Source organism: Vibrio sp. 2033, from assembly GCF_033339735.1.
Genome location: NZ_JAWOVC010000004.1, coordinates 1 through 19,976, shown reverse-complemented (window position 1 = coordinate 19,976; position 19,976 = coordinate 1). Strand labels below are relative to the sequence as shown.

17 protein-coding genes are annotated in these 19,976 nt (G+C 38.1%); 3 read left to right on the top strand and 14 right to left on the bottom strand.

What is annotated here, in order from left to right; genetic code table 11:
* Positions 1–127: 127 nt before the first annotated feature.
* The gene (locus tag R7P74_RS07590; RefSeq protein WP_054866030.1) at positions 128–475 is read right to left on the bottom strand and encodes a 5-carboxymethyl-2-hydroxymuconate Delta-isomerase; all 348 of its coding nucleotides are present in this window, start codon (positions 473–475) and stop codon (positions 128–130) included.
* 269 nt (positions 476–744) lie between these two features.
* On the opposite strand from R7P74_RS07590, the gene tpiA reads away from it, so the two are divergent.
* Positions 745–1,515, top strand: coding sequence for a triose-phosphate isomerase (gene tpiA / locus R7P74_RS07585; protein WP_005384863.1), 771 nt, complete (start codon positions 745–747; stop codon positions 1,513–1,515).
* A 97-nt stretch (positions 1,516–1,612) separates the two neighbouring features.
* On the opposite strand, the gene galU is transcribed toward tpiA, so the two are convergent.
* The 13 genes from galU to wecA all read right to left on the bottom strand — a co-directional run bounded on the left by galU (position 1,613) and on the right by wecA (position 16,106).
* Entirely contained in the window at positions 1,613–2,491 is an 879-nt protein-coding gene (gene galU, locus R7P74_RS07580) for a UTP--glucose-1-phosphate uridylyltransferase GalU (RefSeq protein WP_005397961.1), read from the bottom strand.
* Positions 2,492–2,559: 68 nt separating this feature from the next.
* Positions 2,560–3,726, bottom strand: a complete 1,167-nt coding sequence (locus tag R7P74_RS07575) for a nucleotide sugar dehydrogenase (protein WP_025604212.1) — start codon at positions 3,724–3,726, stop codon at positions 2,560–2,562.
* A gap of 97 nt (positions 3,727–3,823) precedes the next feature.
* On the bottom strand, positions 3,824–5,929 hold the full coding sequence (locus tag R7P74_RS07570; RefSeq protein ID WP_318122789.1) for a YjbH domain-containing protein: 2,106 nt from the start codon (positions 5,927–5,929) through the stop codon (positions 3,824–3,826).
* A gap of 24 nt (positions 5,930–5,953) precedes the next feature.
* Positions 5,954–7,105 (bottom strand): glycosyltransferase family 4 protein, encoded by a 1,152-nt coding sequence (locus R7P74_RS07565; protein WP_258458312.1) that lies wholly within the window; start codon positions 7,103–7,105, stop codon positions 5,954–5,956.
* A gap of 59 nt (positions 7,106–7,164) precedes the next feature.
* The gene (locus tag R7P74_RS07560; RefSeq protein WP_318122788.1) at positions 7,165–8,277 is read right to left on the bottom strand and encodes a glycosyltransferase; all 1,113 of its coding nucleotides are present in this window, start codon (positions 8,275–8,277) and stop codon (positions 7,165–7,167) included.
* A 110-nt stretch (positions 8,278–8,387) separates the two neighbouring features.
* On the bottom strand, positions 8,388–9,644 hold the full coding sequence (locus R7P74_RS07555) for a hypothetical protein (protein ID WP_318122787.1): 1,257 nt from the start codon (positions 9,642–9,644) through the stop codon (positions 8,388–8,390).
* Between the two features lie 2 nt (positions 9,645–9,646).
* Positions 9,647–10,717, bottom strand: coding sequence for a glycosyltransferase family 4 protein (locus R7P74_RS07550; protein WP_258458315.1), 1,071 nt, complete (start codon positions 10,715–10,717; stop codon positions 9,647–9,649).
* Positions 10,714–11,538, bottom strand: coding sequence for a glycosyltransferase (locus R7P74_RS07545; RefSeq protein ID WP_170902430.1), 825 nt, complete (start codon positions 11,536–11,538; stop codon positions 10,714–10,716). Before R7P74_RS07545 ends, R7P74_RS07550 begins: the two co-directional genes overlap by 4 nt.
* Positions 11,526–11,954, bottom strand: coding sequence for an acyltransferase (locus R7P74_RS07540; RefSeq protein WP_258458316.1), 429 nt, complete (start codon positions 11,952–11,954; stop codon positions 11,526–11,528). Before R7P74_RS07540 ends, R7P74_RS07545 begins: the two co-directional genes overlap by 13 nt.
* Entirely contained in the window at positions 11,954–13,198 is a 1,245-nt protein-coding gene (locus R7P74_RS07535; protein WP_318122786.1) for an oligosaccharide flippase family protein, read from the bottom strand. Before R7P74_RS07535 ends, R7P74_RS07540 begins: the two co-directional genes overlap by 1 nt.
* Positions 13,185–13,634: an acyltransferase gene (locus R7P74_RS07530; protein ID WP_170902433.1), complete on the bottom strand. Its 450-nt coding sequence runs from the start codon at positions 13,632–13,634 to the stop codon at positions 13,185–13,187. The genes R7P74_RS07535 and R7P74_RS07530 overlap by 14 nt, the downstream gene beginning before the upstream one ends.
* Positions 13,635–13,654: 20 nt before the next feature.
* Positions 13,655–14,662 carry an NAD-dependent epimerase gene (locus R7P74_RS07525; protein ID WP_170902434.1) on the bottom strand — a complete coding sequence of 336 codons (1,008 nt, stop codon included), beginning with the start codon at positions 14,660–14,662 and terminating at the stop codon, positions 13,655–13,657.
* A 364-nt stretch (positions 14,663–15,026) separates the two neighbouring features.
* Positions 15,027–16,106 carry a UDP-N-acetylglucosamine--undecaprenyl-phosphate N-acetylglucosaminephosphotransferase gene (gene wecA, locus R7P74_RS07520; RefSeq protein WP_318122785.1) on the bottom strand — a complete coding sequence of 360 codons (1,080 nt, stop codon included), beginning with the start codon at positions 16,104–16,106 and terminating at the stop codon, positions 15,027–15,029.
* Positions 16,107–17,250: 1,144 nt separating this feature from the next.
* Here wecA and R7P74_RS07515 point away from each other — a divergent pair.
* Entirely contained in the window at positions 17,251–18,567 is a 1,317-nt protein-coding gene (locus R7P74_RS07515; RefSeq protein WP_318122784.1) for an MBL fold metallo-hydrolase, read from the top strand.
* 239 nt (positions 18,568–18,806) lie between these two features.
* The gene (locus R7P74_RS07510; protein WP_318122783.1) at positions 18,807–19,814 is read left to right on the top strand and encodes a sugar transferase; all 1,008 of its coding nucleotides are present in this window, start codon (positions 18,807–18,809) and stop codon (positions 19,812–19,814) included.
* Positions 19,815–19,976: the final 162 nt, after the last annotated feature.

Here is a 19,976-nt window from a genome sequence, read left to right as displayed (position 1 = left end):
GCCGAGTCGATATAGTTTGGAAAGGACACCGATAGCTTGGGTGCCCACAACGCCCATATAACAAGCAGAGCCAGGCTGAGAATTAGTAACAATAACCCCTCGCTATTCTCGGGCAATTCAGCGCAACCTAGTTCAATACCTTTTGGAAGCTATCTATATCCATGTCTCGGATATTGACCGTTAAACTGTGCACGTGACTGGCTTGCTCTTGAAGTGTCGCCATCAAGGCTCGTGACAATTCTCGCTTTTGTTCTTGGGAGCGACCAGATAACAAATCAAAGTTGATATGGATAAAATCGAGGCTATCTCCCTCCTCTCCTATTAACCAATTGTGGCACCGGAGCGTTCTAGATTTCACTGACGCGAGTTCAAAAAGGCCACTTTCTAACGCCGTTTTATGTAAATCCTCCAGCAACCCCTGAACATTGACGCGTTCTTCCACCGAGTTTGAATACTCTAAAACGAGATTTGGCATTTTGATTCCTTTCTACAACAATTAATTCCAGCGCGTAGTAATACCAATCTCAGCAGCAATTTCCGAGGAATGAACTATCATTCTGTCTACGCGATCACCAATCGGTTGCTTTTGACAAAAATAACAGGATCGATGCTTGGTCGAATCAACAAAGAAAGCCGGACAAGACATGACGCCAATCATGATCTGTTCACATTATTCTGTTATATTCCTACGTAGATTTTTTACATTAATTGACTATTTACATTAAAGATAAGGGAGATATTCCTATGCGTCGTCCTGTAGTGATGGGTAACTGGAAACTAAACGGCAGCAAAGCAATGGTAACTGAGCTGCTAACTGGTCTTAACGCTGAGCTTGAAGGCGTTGAAGGTGTTGACGTAGCAGTCGCTCCACCAGCACTTTACATCGACCTAGCAGAGCGCGTAATCGCTGAAGGCGGTAACAAGATCATCCTAGGTGCTCAAAACACTGACCTAAACAACAGCGGTGCGTTCACTGGCGATATGTCTCCAGAAATGCTGAAAGATTTCGGTGCTACTCACATCATCATCGGTCACTCAGAGCGTCGTGAATACCACAACGAATCTGACGAGTTCATCGCTAAGAAATTCAACTTCTTAAAAGAAAACGGTCTAACACCTGTTTTCTGTATCGGTGAATCTGAAGCGCAAAACGAAGCTGGCGAAACTGAAGCAGTATGTGCACGTCAAATCAACGCAGTTATCGACACTTACGGTGTTGAAGCTCTAAACGGCGCAATCATCGCTTACGAACCAATCTGGGCTATCGGTACTGGTAAAGCAGCAACAGCTGAAGATGCACAACGCATCCACGCTTCTATCCGCGCACTAATCGCAGCGAAAGACGAAGCAGTTGCAGCACAAGTAATCATCCAATACGGTGGTTCTGTTAAGCCAGAAAACGCTGAAGCTTACTTCTCACAACCAGACATCGACGGCGCTCTAGTTGGCGGTGCTTCTCTAGACGCGAAAAGCTTCGCAGCAATCGCTAAAGCAGCGGCTAAAGCAAAAGCTTAATCTCGTTTTTACTGAGAGTAGAAATAACAAAGGGATGCATCATGCATCCCTTTTTGTTTGTGTTGTACCGTCGGAGTACCTAATAGGAAGTTCCAACTTACGCTGGCTCAGCAATTTTCACAGTTGGCTTTTTCGCGAGCTCCGCACTGGAATCTTTCTTATAAAGGTTCTCGTAGCAGTAATTTGTGGCTTCAATGTAGCCTTCTACGCTACCGCAATCAAAGCGCTGACCTTTAAATTTGTATGCCAAAACACAACCAGATTGAGCTTGTTGCATCAGCGCATCGGTGATTTGAATCTCACCACCTTTACCCGGCTCTGTATTTTCAATCAGTTCAAAGATATCAGGTGTCAGAATGTAGCGACCAATAATCGCTAGATTGCTAGGTGCAGTACCTGGCTCTGGCTTTTCAACCATGTTATCAATGCGGAAGATATCATCTTTGATCATCTCACCAGCAATCACACCGTATTTATGCGTTTCTGATTCCGGCACTTCTTGTACCGCAACGATTGAACAGCGGAACTGTTTGTACAGCTCAACCATTTGCGCTAGAACGCCTTTGTCCTCATTCACACATAGGTCATCCGCGAGCACAACAGCAAACGGTTCATCACCGACCAGTTCACGTCCCGTAAGAATAGCGTGACCTAAGCCTTTCATTTCACGCTGACGAATGTAAGTGTAACTCGCAGAATCAATCAAAGAACGAATATCATCAAGCAGCGCTTCTTTACTTGTACCGCTAATTTGATGCTCTAACTCATAGTTTTTATCAAAGTGATCCATTAACGAGTGCTTACCACGACCGGTGACGATGCACATACCGTCCATACCGGCTTCAATCGCTTCTTCAACACCGTATTCAATCAATGGCTTGTTCACCACTGGCATCATTTCTTTCGGCATCGACTTAGTTGCAGGAAGGAAACGTGTGCCGTAGCCCGCTGCAGGGAATAAACATTTTTTAATCATAACCATTACCAACTAAAAAAAGGCTCCTCTGAGGGAGCCTGTTATATTATTTTGAATATAAAGACTAATTAATCGCTACCAAACAGGTCACGGGTGTAAACTTTATCAGCCACATCAGCTAGTTCCTCAACCATGCGGTTAGAAACAATAACATCAGACATTTGTTTGAACTCTTCAATATCGCGGATAACGGCAGAATGGAAGAACTCATCTTCCTGCAGTACCGGCTCGTAAACCACAACTTCAATACCTTTCGCTTTAATACGCTTCATAATGCCTTGAATAGACGAAGCGCGGAAGTTATCTGAACCAGCTTTCATAATTAAGCGGTAAATGCCCACTACTTTTGGCTGACGTTTGATAATGGAGTCTGCAATAAAATCTTTACGAGTGCGGTTTGCATCAACAATTGCACCAATGATGTTATTAGGAACTTCTTGGTAGTTTGCTAACAATTGCTTTGTATCTTTTGGTAAGCAGTAACCACCATAACCGAATGACGGGTTGTTGTAGTGATTGCCAATACGAGGGTCTAAGCCAACACCTTCTATAATTTGGCGAGCATCAAGGTTGTGTGCTTCAGCATACGAATCTAACTCATTGAAATAAGCTACGCGCATCGCTAGGTATGTGTTTGAGAACAACTTAACCGCTTCGGCTTCTGTAGAGTCAGTAAACAAAACCGAGATGTCTTCTTTTACCGCACCTTCAACTAAAAGATTAGCGAACTTCTCTGCACGTTCGCTACGCTCACCAACGATAATGCGAGACGGGTGTAGGTTATCGTAAAGAGCTTTACCTTCACGAAGAAACTCTGGAGAGAACATAACATTCTGACAACCGAGCTCCTCTTTAATGCGCGCAGTATAACCCACAGGTACAGTCGACTTAATCACCATAACTGCATCTGGATTAATTGCCATCACATCTTTAATCACTGCTTCAACTGAAGAAGTATTAAAGTAGTTCGTTTGAGGGTCATAATCCGTTGGTGTAGCAATAACAACAAACTCCGCGTCTTTGTAAGCCAGCTCTTTATCTAGCGTCGCGATAAAGTTGAGTTCTTTGTTTGCAAGGAAATGTTCGATTTCCGCATCAACAATTGGAGATTTCTTGTCATTCAACAAGTCCACTTTTTCTTGGATAATATCAACCGCCACAACCTCATGGTTTTGTGACAATAACATGGCATTGGACAAACCGACGTAGCCCGTGCCTGCTACAGCAATTTTCATTTTTATTTCCTATTATTTAACTGACGCTAGCATATCAAAACACCGACACTCTCGGTAGAGTGCGGCGATTAACTAAAAGCCTAACTAGCAACACAACTTAATTCAATTGAGTACCCAAGTAACGCAAATAAGCATTGCGAATGCGAAGCTTGTTCTGCTCAAAGTACTCTTGACCATAACGGCCTCGGTTAAAGTAGCGGCGAAGCATACTATTATCCATCACGAGTTCATCACCCTGGCCTGCTGCCAAATAGTTTGTATCGTTGCCAACTCGAGTCGTAACGTTGAAATCATAAGCCTCGTTACCACGAACTTGTATCACTCCCGGCGACATATCGCGCCATGGCGTTAATGGCAGTTTTACTGACACAGTGACAAACTGCTCTTCGTCTGTATCATTAAACTTTGTCATCTGATAACTTGCTGATACTTCTATGTCTTCAAACCAATGTGATGTCGTGAATTTTGCGCCAACATCCCCTTTCCAAAACTCGCCAGCAGTTGCGTTAAACTGCCAATCCCACTCTGGCATAGAGAATGTGTAACGAGTTAAAAAGGTTTGGCGGTCTGGATTCGCATAACCATTTTTGTCTTTTTCGTCTTGATGTTGGAAGTAGCTCATCTCTAGTCCCAACTCATGGTTGCCCGACTGAGAGAACCAAGCTGATTCGCTGCGCGCACCGATATAATCCGACTTAACCAAGCCTAGAGAGACCTGGTTAGCAATATCGACATATGGTAAACGGAAGAACTGATGCACCATTGCACGATCAATCTCGTTCTCGTACGCGCTGTCTTCGAAATACCCACCTTGTTCAAAATCGTCACTTTCTGCTAAAGGTAAAATATGACGAACATCAATTGCCGCGCCAGACCATAGGTAGGTGTATAAGTTGCTAGACATAGCAAAAGAGTAATCATACACACCGTACTCGGTTGCAAAACCATGCCTTACCATAGGAGAAAGCACGATCTGCGAATCTAAAGTACCTGAATTAACTCGCTCCGTTTTCCAATCAACCATGTCTAATCTTTCCGGTAAATCGCGCGTGATAAACTGAATGTCATCACAAGCTGCGCTACCATTGACAAAACTTTGGTAACAGTTAGCGTCAGACAAAACGCTGACCACTGGTTTTTGGTTGGCAAGCATCACAAGTTCAAATTGATCCGATGCAGCGCCTATATCTTGCGCCGCATTTTGACCTAAATGACTAGACACAATACCCAGAGCGACACCTAGTCCGTCAACTTGGTTATGGTTGTAGCGGCGGTTTTCTACAGCCACCACAACTTTGCCATTTGATACGCCCACTTGAACATTAACGAAGCCTTCATTTTTTAACGCACTAACCAAAGAGGAAATTGACGCTTGTTGCGCTTTGTTTTGCTCAACGACTAAACGATCCATTAACGTCATATTATTCTTCGCGTAATCGCGAGAGCGAGAGTATTCCGTTATCAATGGCATCGAGAGTGCAGCACTCCAAACGCTTGAACCATCCGATTCATGACCAGAATAAATCTGGTAGCTTAATGAGGCGGTTATATCATTAGGCAGTAAATTATCGGGAGTAAACACTTTTATAGAAGAGTTGAATTCTACTGAATCGTACTCTCCTACTAGTTGAACAAAGTCAAAAGGTTGGTATTCAAAGCCACCAAAAGGGCCATCTAGAACACCCATCAAACGCTCTTCTGACTGACCGAAACCAGCAGAAATCCTTAAGGGAAGTGCTTTAAACGTATAATCAGCGACGGCAAAATTAGTCATGAGCTTAGTTGCAGCCCCACCGACATCTTGCATACCTAAAGCAAAATCTAAGTTCTCATTCCCCCAAAAATTGGGAACCTGATACTTCAGTGATAGTGATAAATCTCGAATACCGCCACAGCCTGTTTTAAAACAGTTCGAGTTATAATCATAAGTAACGATACTACCATGAGCCTCTAACCCTTCAATGAGGCCGAAAGATACTTTTATAGAATCTAAACCTTGCACCTCGTCAAGCCAAGGGCGCCCTTGGGCAAAAGATACACCAAAGTCGCCATACTCTTTCACTTGAGCATTAGGGTTAAAAACCAGTCCACTAAAGCTTTGGTTAGAATTTAGCGTCTGCAATTCGTTTGCCGCGACGCCACAACTAAAAGCCAACGATAGGGTAATTATCGTTACTTCATCCACTGAAATCTTTTTGATCATAACTCTTTATTTTATTTAGTTTTGCTAGCTGGCACTTAGGCCTTCCGCTTGAGTTTTTTCTTTTTGAAAGCAATCTTCCACTGCGTCCAAGTATTTTTGTATGACTAACTGCTCATCAAACTCTCGTTCAACTTTTTGACGACTGAATTGTCCCATTGTTAACCTTTCTTGATGAGTGAGGTTAATCACCAAATCCAGTTTTTCAATTAAACTCTCTGTCGAACGAGGAGCACATAAATAACCATTGACTCCATCGTCAACCGTTTCACGACAACCAACATTGTCAGTTGTTACTATGGGTTTCCCCATTGCCGCCGCTTCAAGTAACGATTTAGGTACTCCCTCTCGGTAGAATGAAGGAAGCACCATGCAATCTACCTTCGCAATCTCCTCTTCGACACAGTCAGAAGTGCCAAGATAATTTACGATGCCTTCATCAACCCATGCTTGCATTTCAGATTCGGTGACAGCTGATGGATTATTGACTCCAACAAAACCAAGCAGTTGAAACTCAACACCGTCGCCATAACTAGCTTTAAGTTTTCTCGCAGCATCGATGTAATGACCAATGCCTTTGTCATAGAGCATACGAGCAATTAATAGAAACCGAACAACTCCATCGTCAGCAGCAGACTTGAGAGTAAAACGAGTTAAATCTACACCTGAGCCTGGTAACCTATCAGTAATAGAAACATCTGCAAGTTTGTTATTTAAGAATAACTCCCTATCATCTTCATTTTGGAAGAATATCTTATAGGCTTTGCGTTGACTAACTTTGTAAAGAAAACGAGCTAACTTTGCCGTAATGGATTCATTAATGAAAACCATACCCAAACCAGCAATATTATTCACTGACTTAGCCCCGACAAAATGCCCAGCTAAAGTACCATATATGTTGTTCTTAGGAGTAAAGTTTAGCACTATATCTACATTATTTTTTGAAAAAATCCGATAAAAGAAAAAGAGTGTTTTTAAATCTTTGATAGGATTAGTTCCACCTTGATCAATATTAATATTAATATAACGCGCACCTATACCTTCTAATTTCTTTGAATATTCGTCTTGCGGAGCAATAGCAATGACTTGATATCCTTCGTTAAGCAAAGAAATAATTGTATTTTTTCGGAAATTATAAAGATACCAACTTGTATTAGATGTTATAGCTACTATTGACATTTATTAAAACACCACAAATAAAAAGAAGAAAATTGTTTGATAAAATTAACACCACATATTCAATTCATAACACCAATGTATTTACTAATTATAATATTATTAGTAATCTCTCCTAGTAAACGTGTCTTATCCTTAGCATCTATAATAGGATCACTTGAAATACAATAATCAATTACGGATGATATAGACTCAATTGAATCACTATTCAAAAGTATTCCTAGCTTATATTTTTCCCAAAAATCAAACCTTTCAAAATCATTTGAACTATAAAGACAGCTTAATATTTCCCTTGGCCCTGTCTTACAATCTAAATGAATAGGGTAACAGTCTAAACTTATTGCTTCAATAAGAGCGTTGGGAAATCCCTCTGAATTAGAAACAGACAAGTAATATCTGCACCTCTTGTAAAAAGGATATGGATTTTCAATCTGACCAAGAAAAAAAGCTTTACTTTCAATTTGTAATTCAACACATTTTTTTTTGCATTTATCCAACTCTTCACCATCACCTAGAAACAGAAATACAACACCGTCAGGCATCTTAGGAATAGACTCGATTATTGCTATTTGATTTTTAGTCTTGTGAAATCTACCTACGACTAAAACATATATCGTGTCATTTTTAAAATCAAAAGCTTCGTATTCATTAGAAAGAATATTAACTTTGTCAATATCTAAAGGATTATATATAACACTTCCATTCGTAAGAAATAAGCCTTCTTCATATTCTCTTTTCATATCAAGGGATTTGTAAGTATGAAATGAAGCATATTTTAATAACCTTTTCACAAGGAACGAATGGAATGCTTTTAAATTTTTATTTTTTTCGAATTTTGACTCCAATGACACACAATGTGTACATATGGTTTTTTGCTTTAAAAACAATGATACAAAAACATTTAAGTAGTTAGCCCAAAACAAATGGCTATTTATAGTTGATAACTTTTCTTTTCTAATCAAAACTATCAGTCTAAAAAATGCAATTATCAGATCTAGAGGTAAAAACCTTTTTCTTTTTAATAGATTGAGCTTATTAATTGAATTTATTTTATTAAATTCATCGGGCCAAATCTTTATAAGTAAAACTTCTTCAGTGGAATTGTTAACGATATTAGCAACAACTCTCTCTGCGCCACCATTACGTAGGTCATTAATAAGTATTGCTTTTGTCATTTTAATTCTCAACCTAACTTAAATAAAATTATTAACCACACCAAGAAATAATACCGGCATGCTTTTTTAACTATATCTTGTAATACTGTTTTGAACACTGTTCTAACACATCAATTAGTTTTACTTCCTAACTTTAAAACAATATAATGAACAAGATAAGCCATGAACCAAACAATAAAGAATGACCTTAACAATGATATTATAAAGGTATAATCATTCCTATGAATGTAAAATACAAGAGTACATGAGAAAGACAATACTAGGGTCAACTTCTTTAAAGATGAAGTTGATATAAATCGCTTTTGTAACATATCAATATATAAAACAAGAGCTACAACCATAAATAAGGAGATAAATATTCCATACACTTCAAACAAGGAGTAACCAACAGCCCAAAAGTTACTTGCGAATGAATCACCCTCATTACCAAACAGGTAGCCCTTATATAAACTAGCAAACGATGTTGGCTTAAAACCAAATAGAGATGGAATAAATGGAATTAACACAAATATTAATTGAAACAAATAACCTATACTAATTTTGAATTCATTTGTAACTACTTCATTATATACAGCACTAACGTGCGTTGGTTCTGCATTCTGAATAGAATACATTAAGAACTCACCATTTAATACGGCAATTAACATATCATATTTCTGATGAACAAACGCATGGTAAAGTATTTTAAAATGAATAATTACCATTAAGAAAAACAATGAGACTAATAAAAACTTCCACTTACTTATAAATCGAACTCTTGTTCCAGATAGATAAAGGTATGATATAGCTATTATTGATATCACAATTGGTAATCTGTTCCCTACAATAAAAATAGAAAAATGGCATAAGAGCAAGAGAAAAATATAAAGCTTATTTCTATACCAGAATGACATAATAGTAGCCATAATAAGTGCAGGGACAGCCAACTTGAAAGCATGTGACTTCGGAACAACTTTCGTTGAAACTTTCAAAGCTTCAAAGTCACTAGAAATATAGTATGTTAGTATTAACATTAACGTAAAAAACAACATTATCCAAAAAAATTGGACATTTGCTTTACTTAAATCATAGGAGTAACTTACGGATCGTTCACTCTTATAATATAAATCACTGAGCAAAAGCATTAACAACAAGAAAGTTGAATTAAAACAAAGAATTAGATATGATGCTTCAGAAAATGATATCTCATAGGAAATACCACTGACCTTCCAAATAGATTCACCAAAAAGGAAAGGAGAGTGATAAAGGAAAAAAGAAAGAACAAATACAGAATAAAGTCTAATTTCAGACTTTCTAAATAGAAAATAAACTAATGTAAAAGCATTTAAAAATATATAATAGCTTTGATATTCCAATATTTCATTCATGACTAATCCACTAGCTTAAGATACTTGTCGATCATATTTTTCATGTTAAATTCACTTCTTGCAACGTTTGCTATTTCGTTACGATCTAATAGTAATGATTTTTTTAATGATGAGAGTAGGCCTTCATGACTACTTTCATAATCAACAAAATAACCAGTCTTACCAGATATAATTGAATCTAAAGTGCCATACCTTGAGTAGCCAATGCTTGGGCATCCTACCATAGCGGCTTCCATGTAAGATAATGGATGTGCCTCTGTCAATTCGGATAATAAAATAAAACAATCAGACGCAGCCATGAGGTTTTGTAGTGAGCCACTATTTAGCCTACCATGGAATGTTATCCACTCATCATTGATCGTTATATCTTTAAACTTCTTAAGAAATGGGCCATCTCCTGCTATATGCCATTGAATAGCTAAATCCTTCCTAAGTTCACTTAAGTATTTGTACATTTTTACGTAGCCCTTTCCTTCCACTATACGGCTAGCACTTAGTATTGAGATAACGTTAGAACTACGGTTAGTTTTAGAGTTAAGCTCTAGACTCGGAACTCCATTATTAATAACTATAAATTTACTTTCAGGCATTATTTCAAGCTTGTTCAAAAACCTATTTTTGACATAGTCACTAACAAAAACAACATTCTTAGAATTAGCTATCAACCTTTTATACAAGTAGACTAAAGCTTGTCTGACAAAGATAATTTTAGAACTAATTATCATCTCAGGCTCTGAGCCGTGTATTATCAATATAGCTTTACTCTGATATTTTTTAAACGGAAAAAAAGCCATAGCTAAATGTGCCCTTAAATCATTTAATATAAAAAAGTCTGCATTCTTTCTATTTAAGAAAACTTTATACAAATATTTTATAGGCTTAAATTTACTAGCTTTTACTTTTATCACATTAGTTATTATATCGTTTTCAATTTCTGCTTTGTTATTGGTCATCAAGTAAACGTTTTTTTTATCATCAGAGATTGAAAACATTTCTGAGTAAAGAGTTTTAGCTATTGTTCCAGCACCACCCCCAATCGGTGGTAATTCATGAGATATAATATATATATTCATGATAGTTTCGCTTCATTGATCGCGATTCGAATTTTAGCGGGGATAAAACTTTTAAATAACGATACAATAAATGTTAAGCGAAAATTACTTAATATGTATTTTCTAGCAAATTTGTTTTCTCCACAAAAAAGTGCACTATTAATTAGCCTCCTCTCATAAATGAACTCGTCTTTAGTGCTGACACTTTGTTGATTTAATCTATAGAATATTAAAGGCTCTCTTATCATACCAAAATCAGCTCCCTTACTAACAAGCTCTTTCCATAAAGCCTTGTCTTGAGCCCTTACATAGTCTTCATTATATTTTACATTATTATCTATCAAATAATCTTTTCTCATCATTACTGATGGATGTGCTATAAGATTAATTTTATCCAAAGAATCCAAAACCTTTCCAGAACTCTTAGGTAACCATGAATCAAATAATACGTCCCCAACTTCATTTATATAAGTAACTAATGAATAACTGACAACCAAATTAGGGTTGGATTCCATAAAATCAATCTGTTTCTCAAAACGTTCTTCTTTTGAGATATCATCAGCATCAAGTCTCGCTATGAATTTTCCTCGACAACATTTCAAACCTATGTTTAAAGACTTTGTCAACCCTAAATTGACCTCATTACAAATTAAAACAAGACGATCTGAACTTATATCTAGTTCATCAATCAATTGAGAAATTTCTTCTTTTCTCTTTGGATTGTCCAAAACTATAATATATTCAAAGTCTTGACAAGTTTGGTTCTTTAAAGAATTTAGTGATGAGATAACCCAAGATATTGGCTCTTTATATATAGCCATAATCAAACTTACTTTGTACATAATCTCTCTATTATTTTTGCCGGCACACCTGCAACAATACAATTATCTTCAATGTTTTTCGTAACTACTGCCCCCGCACCAACAATAACGTTGTTGCCAATTTTTACTCCAGGAAGTACTATAGCGTTTGCGCCAATTTGCACATTATTACCGACTTCAATTCCTGAGTGGATGTGTTTATAACTTTCTAAATTATTTTTATCTAGCGTTGTTGTAATCAACTTAGATCCTGATGAAAGTGAAACATTATCTCCAATTATGATTTTTTCACTTGCATTGATATAACAAAATGCGTTTACTGATAACCTTCCGTTTAAAATAAGGTTTTCTGGTTTTATTATTTCAAAATAACCATAAACAGACACTATTGCACTTCTGTTAAACCTTTTTATTTTCCTTTTCAATAAAATTTTCATCAATCTGGACAGCATTTGATTTTTATCCTTAAAAGAATCAGATAGATTATAAATTGTGAAAATAGGTATATTTTAATCAGAAATAGCAAATCCAAATACTCAGAAAGAAAAAGTGAAGTAGATATCAACACTATCATTCCAGTTATTGTGGCATACTTGATTCTCTCAGCCATATTTCCAAGTATAATCGTATGAGATGTAAGACTCGATAGGGTTGATAGTGGTATATTCAAGCAAAAAATTGACACTAACAGTGTGAAATTAATTGATTGCGGTATATTTAAATATTCTTGAATATAAACAGATGTAAGAATAAGCACCGAACAAGCCGAAACTGAAAGAAAGATTAAGATAATGTAAATCTTTTTCTTTAATTTAGAATATTTATCTAATGCTTCATGTTTTTTTTCTGCCATATATGGGTATGCTGATTGAATTACCGGCATTATAACCCCTGTAACAGCTGAATTCATTTTTTGTAAGATATTAAGGATCGTTACTCCCGACGCTCCTCCAACATAATTATTTAACATCAGCACTAAAAATGGATTTGCAGCACTACTTATCAATCTGTATGACAATATACTCCATCCTTCACAACGTTGTTTATTCAATTCTTTTGATACCAAATGAAATGAATCCCTGAAAACCACCTCAACATCACAAGCGTAAAGTTTTAAGATAAGTAAATTTGAGAATATAAACATTAAAAACTGAGGGCTGTATAAGGTGAACAAATATATATATTTAAAGTGCACTGAATCATTAAATAATACAACTGAAATAAGAAATACCAAACGACCAATTGCCATTATAATTGCTTGCCAGTAAAGCTTATATTCCGCTTGTAGTACCCATATTCCGTTCAGTGAAGAAAATAAAACAAATGCCAGTGTGAAAATTATAACATCATTATCAACGCCATTTTTTTTCAAAACAAAACATAGTGGATATGTAAATATAAGAAAAGCAAGCAACTTAAAAAAAGAGGACCATAGATAGAAATATTTTTTTATCTGTATGTTTTTTTCAATTGCCAAATACTTAGTTGCAGATGAAGAATATCCCCACTCAATAACCATGATCAAATATTGTGCGATCACTTGAGAAAATGCTATATATCCATAATCTTCAAAGCCAATTGATTTAATAACCAAAGGCAACGTGAGAAGTGGAACGATAAGTTCAAATACCTTCAATGCCTGGAGAGAAAATATTCCATTTATAATTTTACGTGGTAGCATTTTTATTTTGTTCTAACAACTTGGTCTTTTCGTAATAATCATCCACGCTACATATGAAGCGTGCTGGATTCCCCCCCCATACTTCACCAGGAGGTATACTGCGTGTGACAACAGATCCTGCAGCTACTACACTTCGCTTCCCAACTGTTACACCTGGCAACAATATACTTTTTGCACCAATAAATGCACGTTCCTCTACTTTTATATAGCCAAACTTAGTTAATGAACAATCTTTATCTCTAAAAACCCAAGTAGCTCCATCATGTGTAATAAATGTAACATCAAATGAAACCGTCACTTCATCTGATATTGAGATTAAAAAAGGCTCACTTCCAAAGTTAATTCCCTTCATTAATCTGCAATTTTTTCCTAGTTTCAATCCACGTTTTATGGATAATTTCAATTTTAAAAAATCTACAATCCTTAATAATTTCATTATATAACACAACTTTATTATTACTGATTTCTATAAAAATGATTAAACCATTTGACGAACTCCGCCACACCTTTTCGCACATCTATTTCAGGTTTGTATCCAGTTGCTTCATACAGCGCTTTCGTATCTGCAAAGGTTTGGTATACATCGCCAGGCTGCATCGGCATAAAGTTCTTTTTCGCTTCAATTCCTAGTGTGTCTTCTAATGCTTGAATATAATCCATCAGTTTCACCGGCTGACCGTTACCAATGTTGTACACGCGATAAGGAGCAGAACTGGTTGCAGGCGAACCGTCTTCTACAGTCCAAGCAATGTTATTTTCAGGTATAACATTTTGGATACGAATAATACCTTCTACTATGTCATCAATATAAGTAAAATCTCGACTCATATCGCCATTGTTATAGATATCAATGGTTTCGCCTTTTACGATTTTATGGGTGAACTTGAGCAAGGCCATATCCGGGCGGCCCCATGGTCCATAAACAGTAAAGAAACGTAATCCGGTAGTTGGAATGTCGTAAAGGTGAGAATAGGTGTGCGCCATTAACTCGTTAGACTTTTTGGTCGCAGCATATAGAGAGACTGGATGGTCAACTGAATCATCTGTGCTGAAAGGTACTTTTTCATTTAGACCATAAACCGAGCTTGATGAGGCGTAAACGAGGTGTTTAACTTTATTATGGCGACACCCTTCTAAAATATTTAGGTGTCCCACTAAATTACTATCGGCATAAGCAAGCGGATTATCCAAAGAGTAACGTACACCTGCCTGCGCTGCTAAATGGATAACGCGATCAAATTGCTCGTTGGCAAATAGCTCTGGGATGGCCACACGGTCGGCAATATCCAGTTTGATAAACTTAAATAAAGGGTGTTCGATTCGCTCTAACCGAGCGTGCTTCAAGTTAACGTCGTAATAGTTGTTAATGTTATCTATACCAATGACATCGTGACCCATTTCTGTCAGGCGCTCGACCACAGCACTGCCAATGAATCCAGCAGCGCCTGTTACTAAGTATTTCATATTTTTTCCTAGACAACTTAATGTCCCTAGATATAAGGGACATATAATGATTTATATTTATCAACACGAGACACGTACAATGAACGCATCAGCTTTAACAAAGTTGGTATTTGTAACCAGAATTTTTCTTATCTAATTTTGGTCTGCGCTAAATCGCATCACCGCCTGTGCTATTGAAGCGGCTTTTCCAGCGATCCATATAACTCTTAAACTTAAATCGTGAGATCTTTCCACATTCCATATCAGACTTCGGATGAGCTTGAAACAGTTTTGATTCAATTTGAGACTACAAATCCTTACTAACTACTTGCAATTATTTGATTTTATCTACTTGGGTTTCTATAACCCAATAGGCTATTAACTTCTACTTAGACGTAAACTGAAGTCCTAAAGTATGAAATAGCTTATTGAACCTAGAAGAAATGCGCCAAATATGGCTAATGACCGAAAAATAGCATGCAAACAAAATCAAGAAAGCAATAAACATTATTGATTCACCAATACCAACAAAATCAGCCCACAAACCGATAGCAGCACAAATTGATGCCATCGAACAGATGAAAATTAACGTTGCACCTGGAGAAAGCCCAATACGCTGACAAATATGGTGTAGATGTTCTCTGTCTGGTTGGAATGGTGACTGACCTTTACGAATACGACGGATCATAATGGTTGCCATGTCCATCAACGGTAAAGCTATTAACCACAGTGCTGTGACTGGCTTGAAGGCTACCGCTCCTGGTTCTTGCGTGCCGCGAATCAGCATCCAGACCACTGTAAAGCCGATAAACATACTGCCAGCATCACCCATAAAGATTTTAAAGCGACGACCAAGTGGGAAGCCTAAGTTCAGGAAGATGTAAGGAAGCATCGCAGTCACGATCATTAAACAGATCGTGGCTAAGTATTCGTTTCCGTTGTAGGCAAACACAATACCTAATGCTGTAAAGGTGACCGAGGCTAACCCGCCCAGCAAGCCGTCTATGCCATCAACCATATTAAATGCGTTAATTGCGCCTATTACCGCAATAACGGTGATCACTGCGCCAGCGACTTCATTAAGGGCAATGGTTTCGCTCCCCATTAAGTAGCCTAAATCGTGTAAGCTGTGGCCTCCGATGTAAATCATCACAAGGGATATTCCGGCTTGGATAATAAGACGAATTTTGAAACTTACATCGTAGTAGTCATCTAATGCGCCGAGCACTATAAGCACAGCCGAACAAGATAAGTAGAGTGATAGGTTGTCATTCATTGGTAGGAACAGAAGGAACCCGACCAGTATAGTAGAGAAAATGGAGATGCCTCCTACAAGGGGTACTACTCCTTGGTGGAGCTTTCTTGCATTGGGTTTATCTACTAGACCTACGCGCTTAGCAACTTTGCGCATAATAAAAAGTAGAACGAACGACAAAATAAATACAAATAAATATGCATTATTCATGGTAGCCAACTGTGTTATTAAATAAGTTTGAGGTAAATCTATAACGCATCCGACTGATTCCTTTTACGGATTCCATTGCATCACAGGTCCGATACTGCTGATTCTTTTTAGCTCATATCTGAATAAGCTAAACCTAAGAACAAGCAGGTGATTTTTTGGCGTGACAAAACCACATTAGCTAACGTGGGTTGTAACGCATTGCAAACGCTAATTTCTAATATTGAATATGTAAGTAACTGAGTTCCACCGACACTAGCTCGTGACGGTCATCGGTTCTCAGCCTTTTATAGGCAGGCCAAATACAAAGCTGAGCATACTAACTAACGGTTTGGGCTGGTAGTTATGTACTTCTATACACGTTGTATTTGGTTTTGATAGGTATGAGAAATGGAGATTTAAATTGTAACCTATGCCTAACCAACATTTGCTCGCCACTTTGTTAGCTTTGAGCGTCCCTCTGACAAAAGGGAATTACATAAATTTGTAATAGTTCTCGTTTTTTATAAATCAATCTTGCCAGAAATGCACTTAGGTGCTTATTATTATTAAAAATTATCTTGCTTGGTCTCTCTTCTGTTAGGAAAGAGACTAACAGATGATTTGGGCACGCTACCGCCCCTAGGTCTGGCTCCTAGAAGCAAGTTTTAGACGTAGTGTTTAATGGTTGCGTTTCCAAACAGGAGACGAATTGTATAGTAAACACGTTGCAACTAAAAGTAGAACGTGTAAAAAGCTTGCAAAAAAATGTCTTTTTTCTGACACTTAACTCGCCATAAACGTGACGCTTTTTTGTTGGCTTACTAATTATTAAACTCCTTCCGGCATAGCTGATGTTTGTATAGCTAGCGCGTTAATCTCAGAAGTCTAAGTGAAAATAGTTGCAATAATATGAATTGCATCACAACAGGTTGCAATGCTACACAGTCAAATTTATGACGAATATCTAAGTCTCTCTAAACTTTCGGTTTTGCTGTTTTCTTACTCTCATTATCCTTGCCTACAATACGCTCACTTATTCACCACTTTCTGCTTACCTTGTTCATTGCGCGATTGACTGAGCCGTCTTTACGTCGCGAGGTGTCGCTATATATAAAAGCAAATACTCGTAAGCGTGGGTTAACAAAGGAAAAGGCGTCGTTTCGTTATGAAAGTACTGCACCACGGTGGGAAAAATACGGTTACTGGCTCTTGTCACGAGCTCGTATTACAAAATGGAAGTGTGCTGATCGACTGTGGTTTGCTACAAGGTCAAGATAATGCTCAGCAGGAGAGTTTGAATATCGACTTTTCTATCTCTGATCTCAAAGCGGTTGTTCTAACCCATTCTCATATCGATCATGTTGGTCGGCTACCTTGGCTATTGGCTGCAGGTTATAAGGGGCCTATCTACTGTACGGAAGCCACCGCTGAGCTCGTACCGCTTATGTTAGAAGATGGATTAAAGCTCCAGTTAGGCATGAGGCGCCATCAAAGGGACAGCTTGCTCGATTTTATTCGAACGCTTATTCGCCCTTGCTCTTACTCCCAATGGATAGAGATAGAAGAACATACCTATCTTCGCTTTCAACCAGCAGGACACATTTTAGGGTCTGCATATGTTGAGTTTCATTTATCAAACAATGAAGTTGTTGTGTTCTCAGGGGATTTGGGACCTCGTAACACGCCTCTCCTACCTGACCCGGTATCGCCTGAAAAAGCTGACTATTTGTTTATCGAGTCAACATACGGCAATAAAGTTCACGAAGATGTTGAGTCTCGCAGTAGGCGATTGCTTTCTATTATTGAGCATGCACTTCAGGATGGTGGCGTAATTGTTATACCTGCTTTTAGCGTCGGGAGAACTCAAGAGTTACTGTTTGATATAGAACAGCTTATTCATGAGCACGCCTTGCAAGATTCTCTGCCTATTATTCTCGATTCTCCTTTGGCTAAAAAGGTAACTACTACCTATCGGCAATTTAAAAAGCTTTGGGGAGCTGAAGCGAAAGAGCGGCTCGAGCATCACCGACACCCTCTTGCGTTTGATCAATGTATTACCGTCGAAAGCCACACTGACCATTTAAAGCTCGTCAATCGACTCGCGAGCACGACAGAAGCTGCTATCGTGGTTGCGGCCTCTGGTATGTGTGAAGGTGGACGTGTCGTCAATTATTTAGAAGCATTGCTGCCAGATAAAAGAAATGATGTGCTATTTGCAGGCTATCAAGCAGAAGGGACGTTAGGTCGGCGAATTCAGGATGGAGAAGAGAACATACTGATTGAAGGAAGGCGCGTTAGAGTGGAGGCTCAAGTACATACCATGTCAGGTTACTCTGCACATGCGGATAGGGACGATTTAATACAGTTTGTTTCTGGTATTCCTACTCCTCCGAAAGAAGTTCACCTTATTCATGGTGAACAAGCGTCGAAAAGATCGCTTTATCAACAACTGATAACCCTCGGATATAACTGCGTTATATAGTGAAATGAACAATCATTTAATTTCGAGGCAATATAATATATCGCAAACATAGTTTTTCGAATTCATTGATATAATTTCGTTAAGATTCAAAAACAAGTCATAGACAAGGACTCAGGTTCAAGAAAATTAACAAAGTTATGAGCATGTTCTGGATTAAGGGATATAATTTCTATACGAAATAAATTATAATCGCCGACTTGTAAGCAATTGGCTAGTCGATAACAACTTATTCCATTCCTATGACAGACAGTATGAGCGACACGCTTCAAGAACGAGAAGCTTCTGAATTAACTAAGCATAATTCTATCAGCATAACATCAGCATTGGACGAGTTATCCGCAAGTGAATCAAATGCTTGCCTTTATATCTACTGTCCAAAAGAAGACGAAGCAAAAATTGCTCAAGTACTTAAGAGGCATCCTGAGATTAACGCTCAGGTTAATAACTATGCTCTTAGAGACTTCAAGTGCAAAACGCTTTGCCACTTCAAAAGCTCGCATCTAGATCCTGAACAGCAAGCGTTTCTTGTCGCAGCGACAGAGCTAGGTGCTTGGGTTGAGCCATTAGTGAGCTATTTTGACCGTTCACTCGGATATACTGAAACGGAGCTTTTGCACAGTGGCTACTTCTTACACCAAAAAGCTTTTTCTATCCTTTCTAATCGTAAGAACAGCTGGCAAAAACGCTTCATCGATCTGTTGTTTGTTTTCATGCTGTCATGGGTTGCTATTCCAGTAGGGCTTATTACGGCACTACTCATTAAACTTGAATCACCAGGTCCGGTATTCTTTAAACAGCGTCGTACCGGACAGTATAATGAAGAGTTTGAAGTGATTAAGTTTCGCTCGATGCGAAACGATGCAGAAAAGAACGGAGCGCAATGGGCAACAAAAAATGACGCGCGCGTAACGAAAGTCGGCTGTTTTATTCGTAAAACTCGCATTGATGAGCTCCCTCAGTTAATCAACGTACTAAAGGGAGAGATGTCGATGGTTGGCCCTCGCCCAGAACGTGAAGTGTTCATCTCTGAGTTGGAAAAAGCCATTCCTTACTATCGCTTTCGTCACGCCGTTAAACCTGGGGTCACTGGCCTAGCTCAAGTAAAATACCCTTACGGCGCATCGGTAGAAGACGCTATTTGGAAGCATAAATACGATGTCTATTATATCAAACACCAAAACTGGATGATGGAAGTGAAGATATTACTTCTTACCGTGAAAACGGTTCTGTTTGGTATGGGCCGCTAGAACCCAGCGATTCAAGCCCTTTAGCTAATAATACAAAGACAAAAAAGAGCCATCACTGAGTGATGGCTCTTTTTTATTTGTCTGTGTGTGCCGTCCTAAATAAGGTTGACACTTTCCACCCCCAAAATTGGAGAGTGTTATGAAATCAACAACTAAAAGAAC

Coding starts and splice junctions, on each gene's coding strand:
- R7P74_RS07545 (WP_170902430.1), bottom strand. CDS start 11,538: ATGTACAAAGTAAGTTTGATTATGGCTATATATAAAGAGCCAATATCT.
- R7P74_RS07510 (WP_318122783.1), top strand. CDS start 18,807: ATGACAGACAGTATGAGCGACACGCTTCAAGAACGAGAAGCTTCTGAA.
- R7P74_RS07575 (WP_025604212.1), bottom strand. CDS start 3,726: ATGAAAATTGCTGTAGCAGGCACGGGCTACGTCGGTTTGTCCAATGCC.
- R7P74_RS07570 (WP_318122789.1), bottom strand. CDS start 5,929: ATGATCAAAAAGATTTCAGTGGATGAAGTAACGATAATTACCCTATCG.
- wecA (WP_318122785.1), bottom strand. CDS start 16,106: ATGAATAATGCATATTTATTTGTATTTATTTTGTCGTTCGTTCTACTT.
- galU (WP_005397961.1), bottom strand. CDS start 2,491: ATGATTAAAAAATGTTTATTCCCTGCAGCGGGCTACGGCACACGTTTC.
- R7P74_RS07560 (WP_318122788.1), bottom strand. CDS start 8,277: ATGACAAAAGCAATACTTATTAATGACCTACGTAATGGTGGCGCAGAG.
- R7P74_RS07525 (WP_170902434.1), bottom strand. CDS start 14,662: ATGAAATACTTAGTAACAGGCGCTGCTGGATTCATTGGCAGTGCTGTG.
- R7P74_RS07550 (WP_258458315.1), bottom strand. CDS start 10,717: ATGAATATATATATTATATCTCATGAATTACCACCGATTGGGGGTGGT.
- R7P74_RS07565 (WP_258458312.1), bottom strand. CDS start 7,105: ATGTCAATAGTAGCTATAACATCTAATACAAGTTGGTATCTTTATAAT.
- R7P74_RS07540 (WP_258458316.1), bottom strand. CDS start 11,954: ATGAAAATTTTATTGAAAAGGAAAATAAAAAGGTTTAACAGAAGTGCA.
- tpiA (WP_005384863.1), top strand. CDS start 745: ATGCGTCGTCCTGTAGTGATGGGTAACTGGAAACTAAACGGCAGCAAA.
- R7P74_RS07530 (WP_170902433.1), bottom strand. CDS start 13,634: ATGAAATTATTAAGGATTGTAGATTTTTTAAAATTGAAATTATCCATA.
- R7P74_RS07535 (WP_318122786.1), bottom strand. CDS start 13,198: ATGCTACCACGTAAAATTATAAATGGAATATTTTCTCTCCAGGCATTG.
- R7P74_RS07555 (WP_318122787.1), bottom strand. CDS start 9,644: ATGAATGAAATATTGGAATATCAAAGCTATTATATATTTTTAAATGCT.
- R7P74_RS07590 (WP_054866030.1), bottom strand. CDS start 475: ATGCCAAATCTCGTTTTAGAGTATTCAAACTCGGTGGAAGAACGCGTC.
- R7P74_RS07515 (WP_318122784.1), top strand. CDS start 17,251: ATGAAAGTACTGCACCACGGTGGGAAAAATACGGTTACTGGCTCTTGT.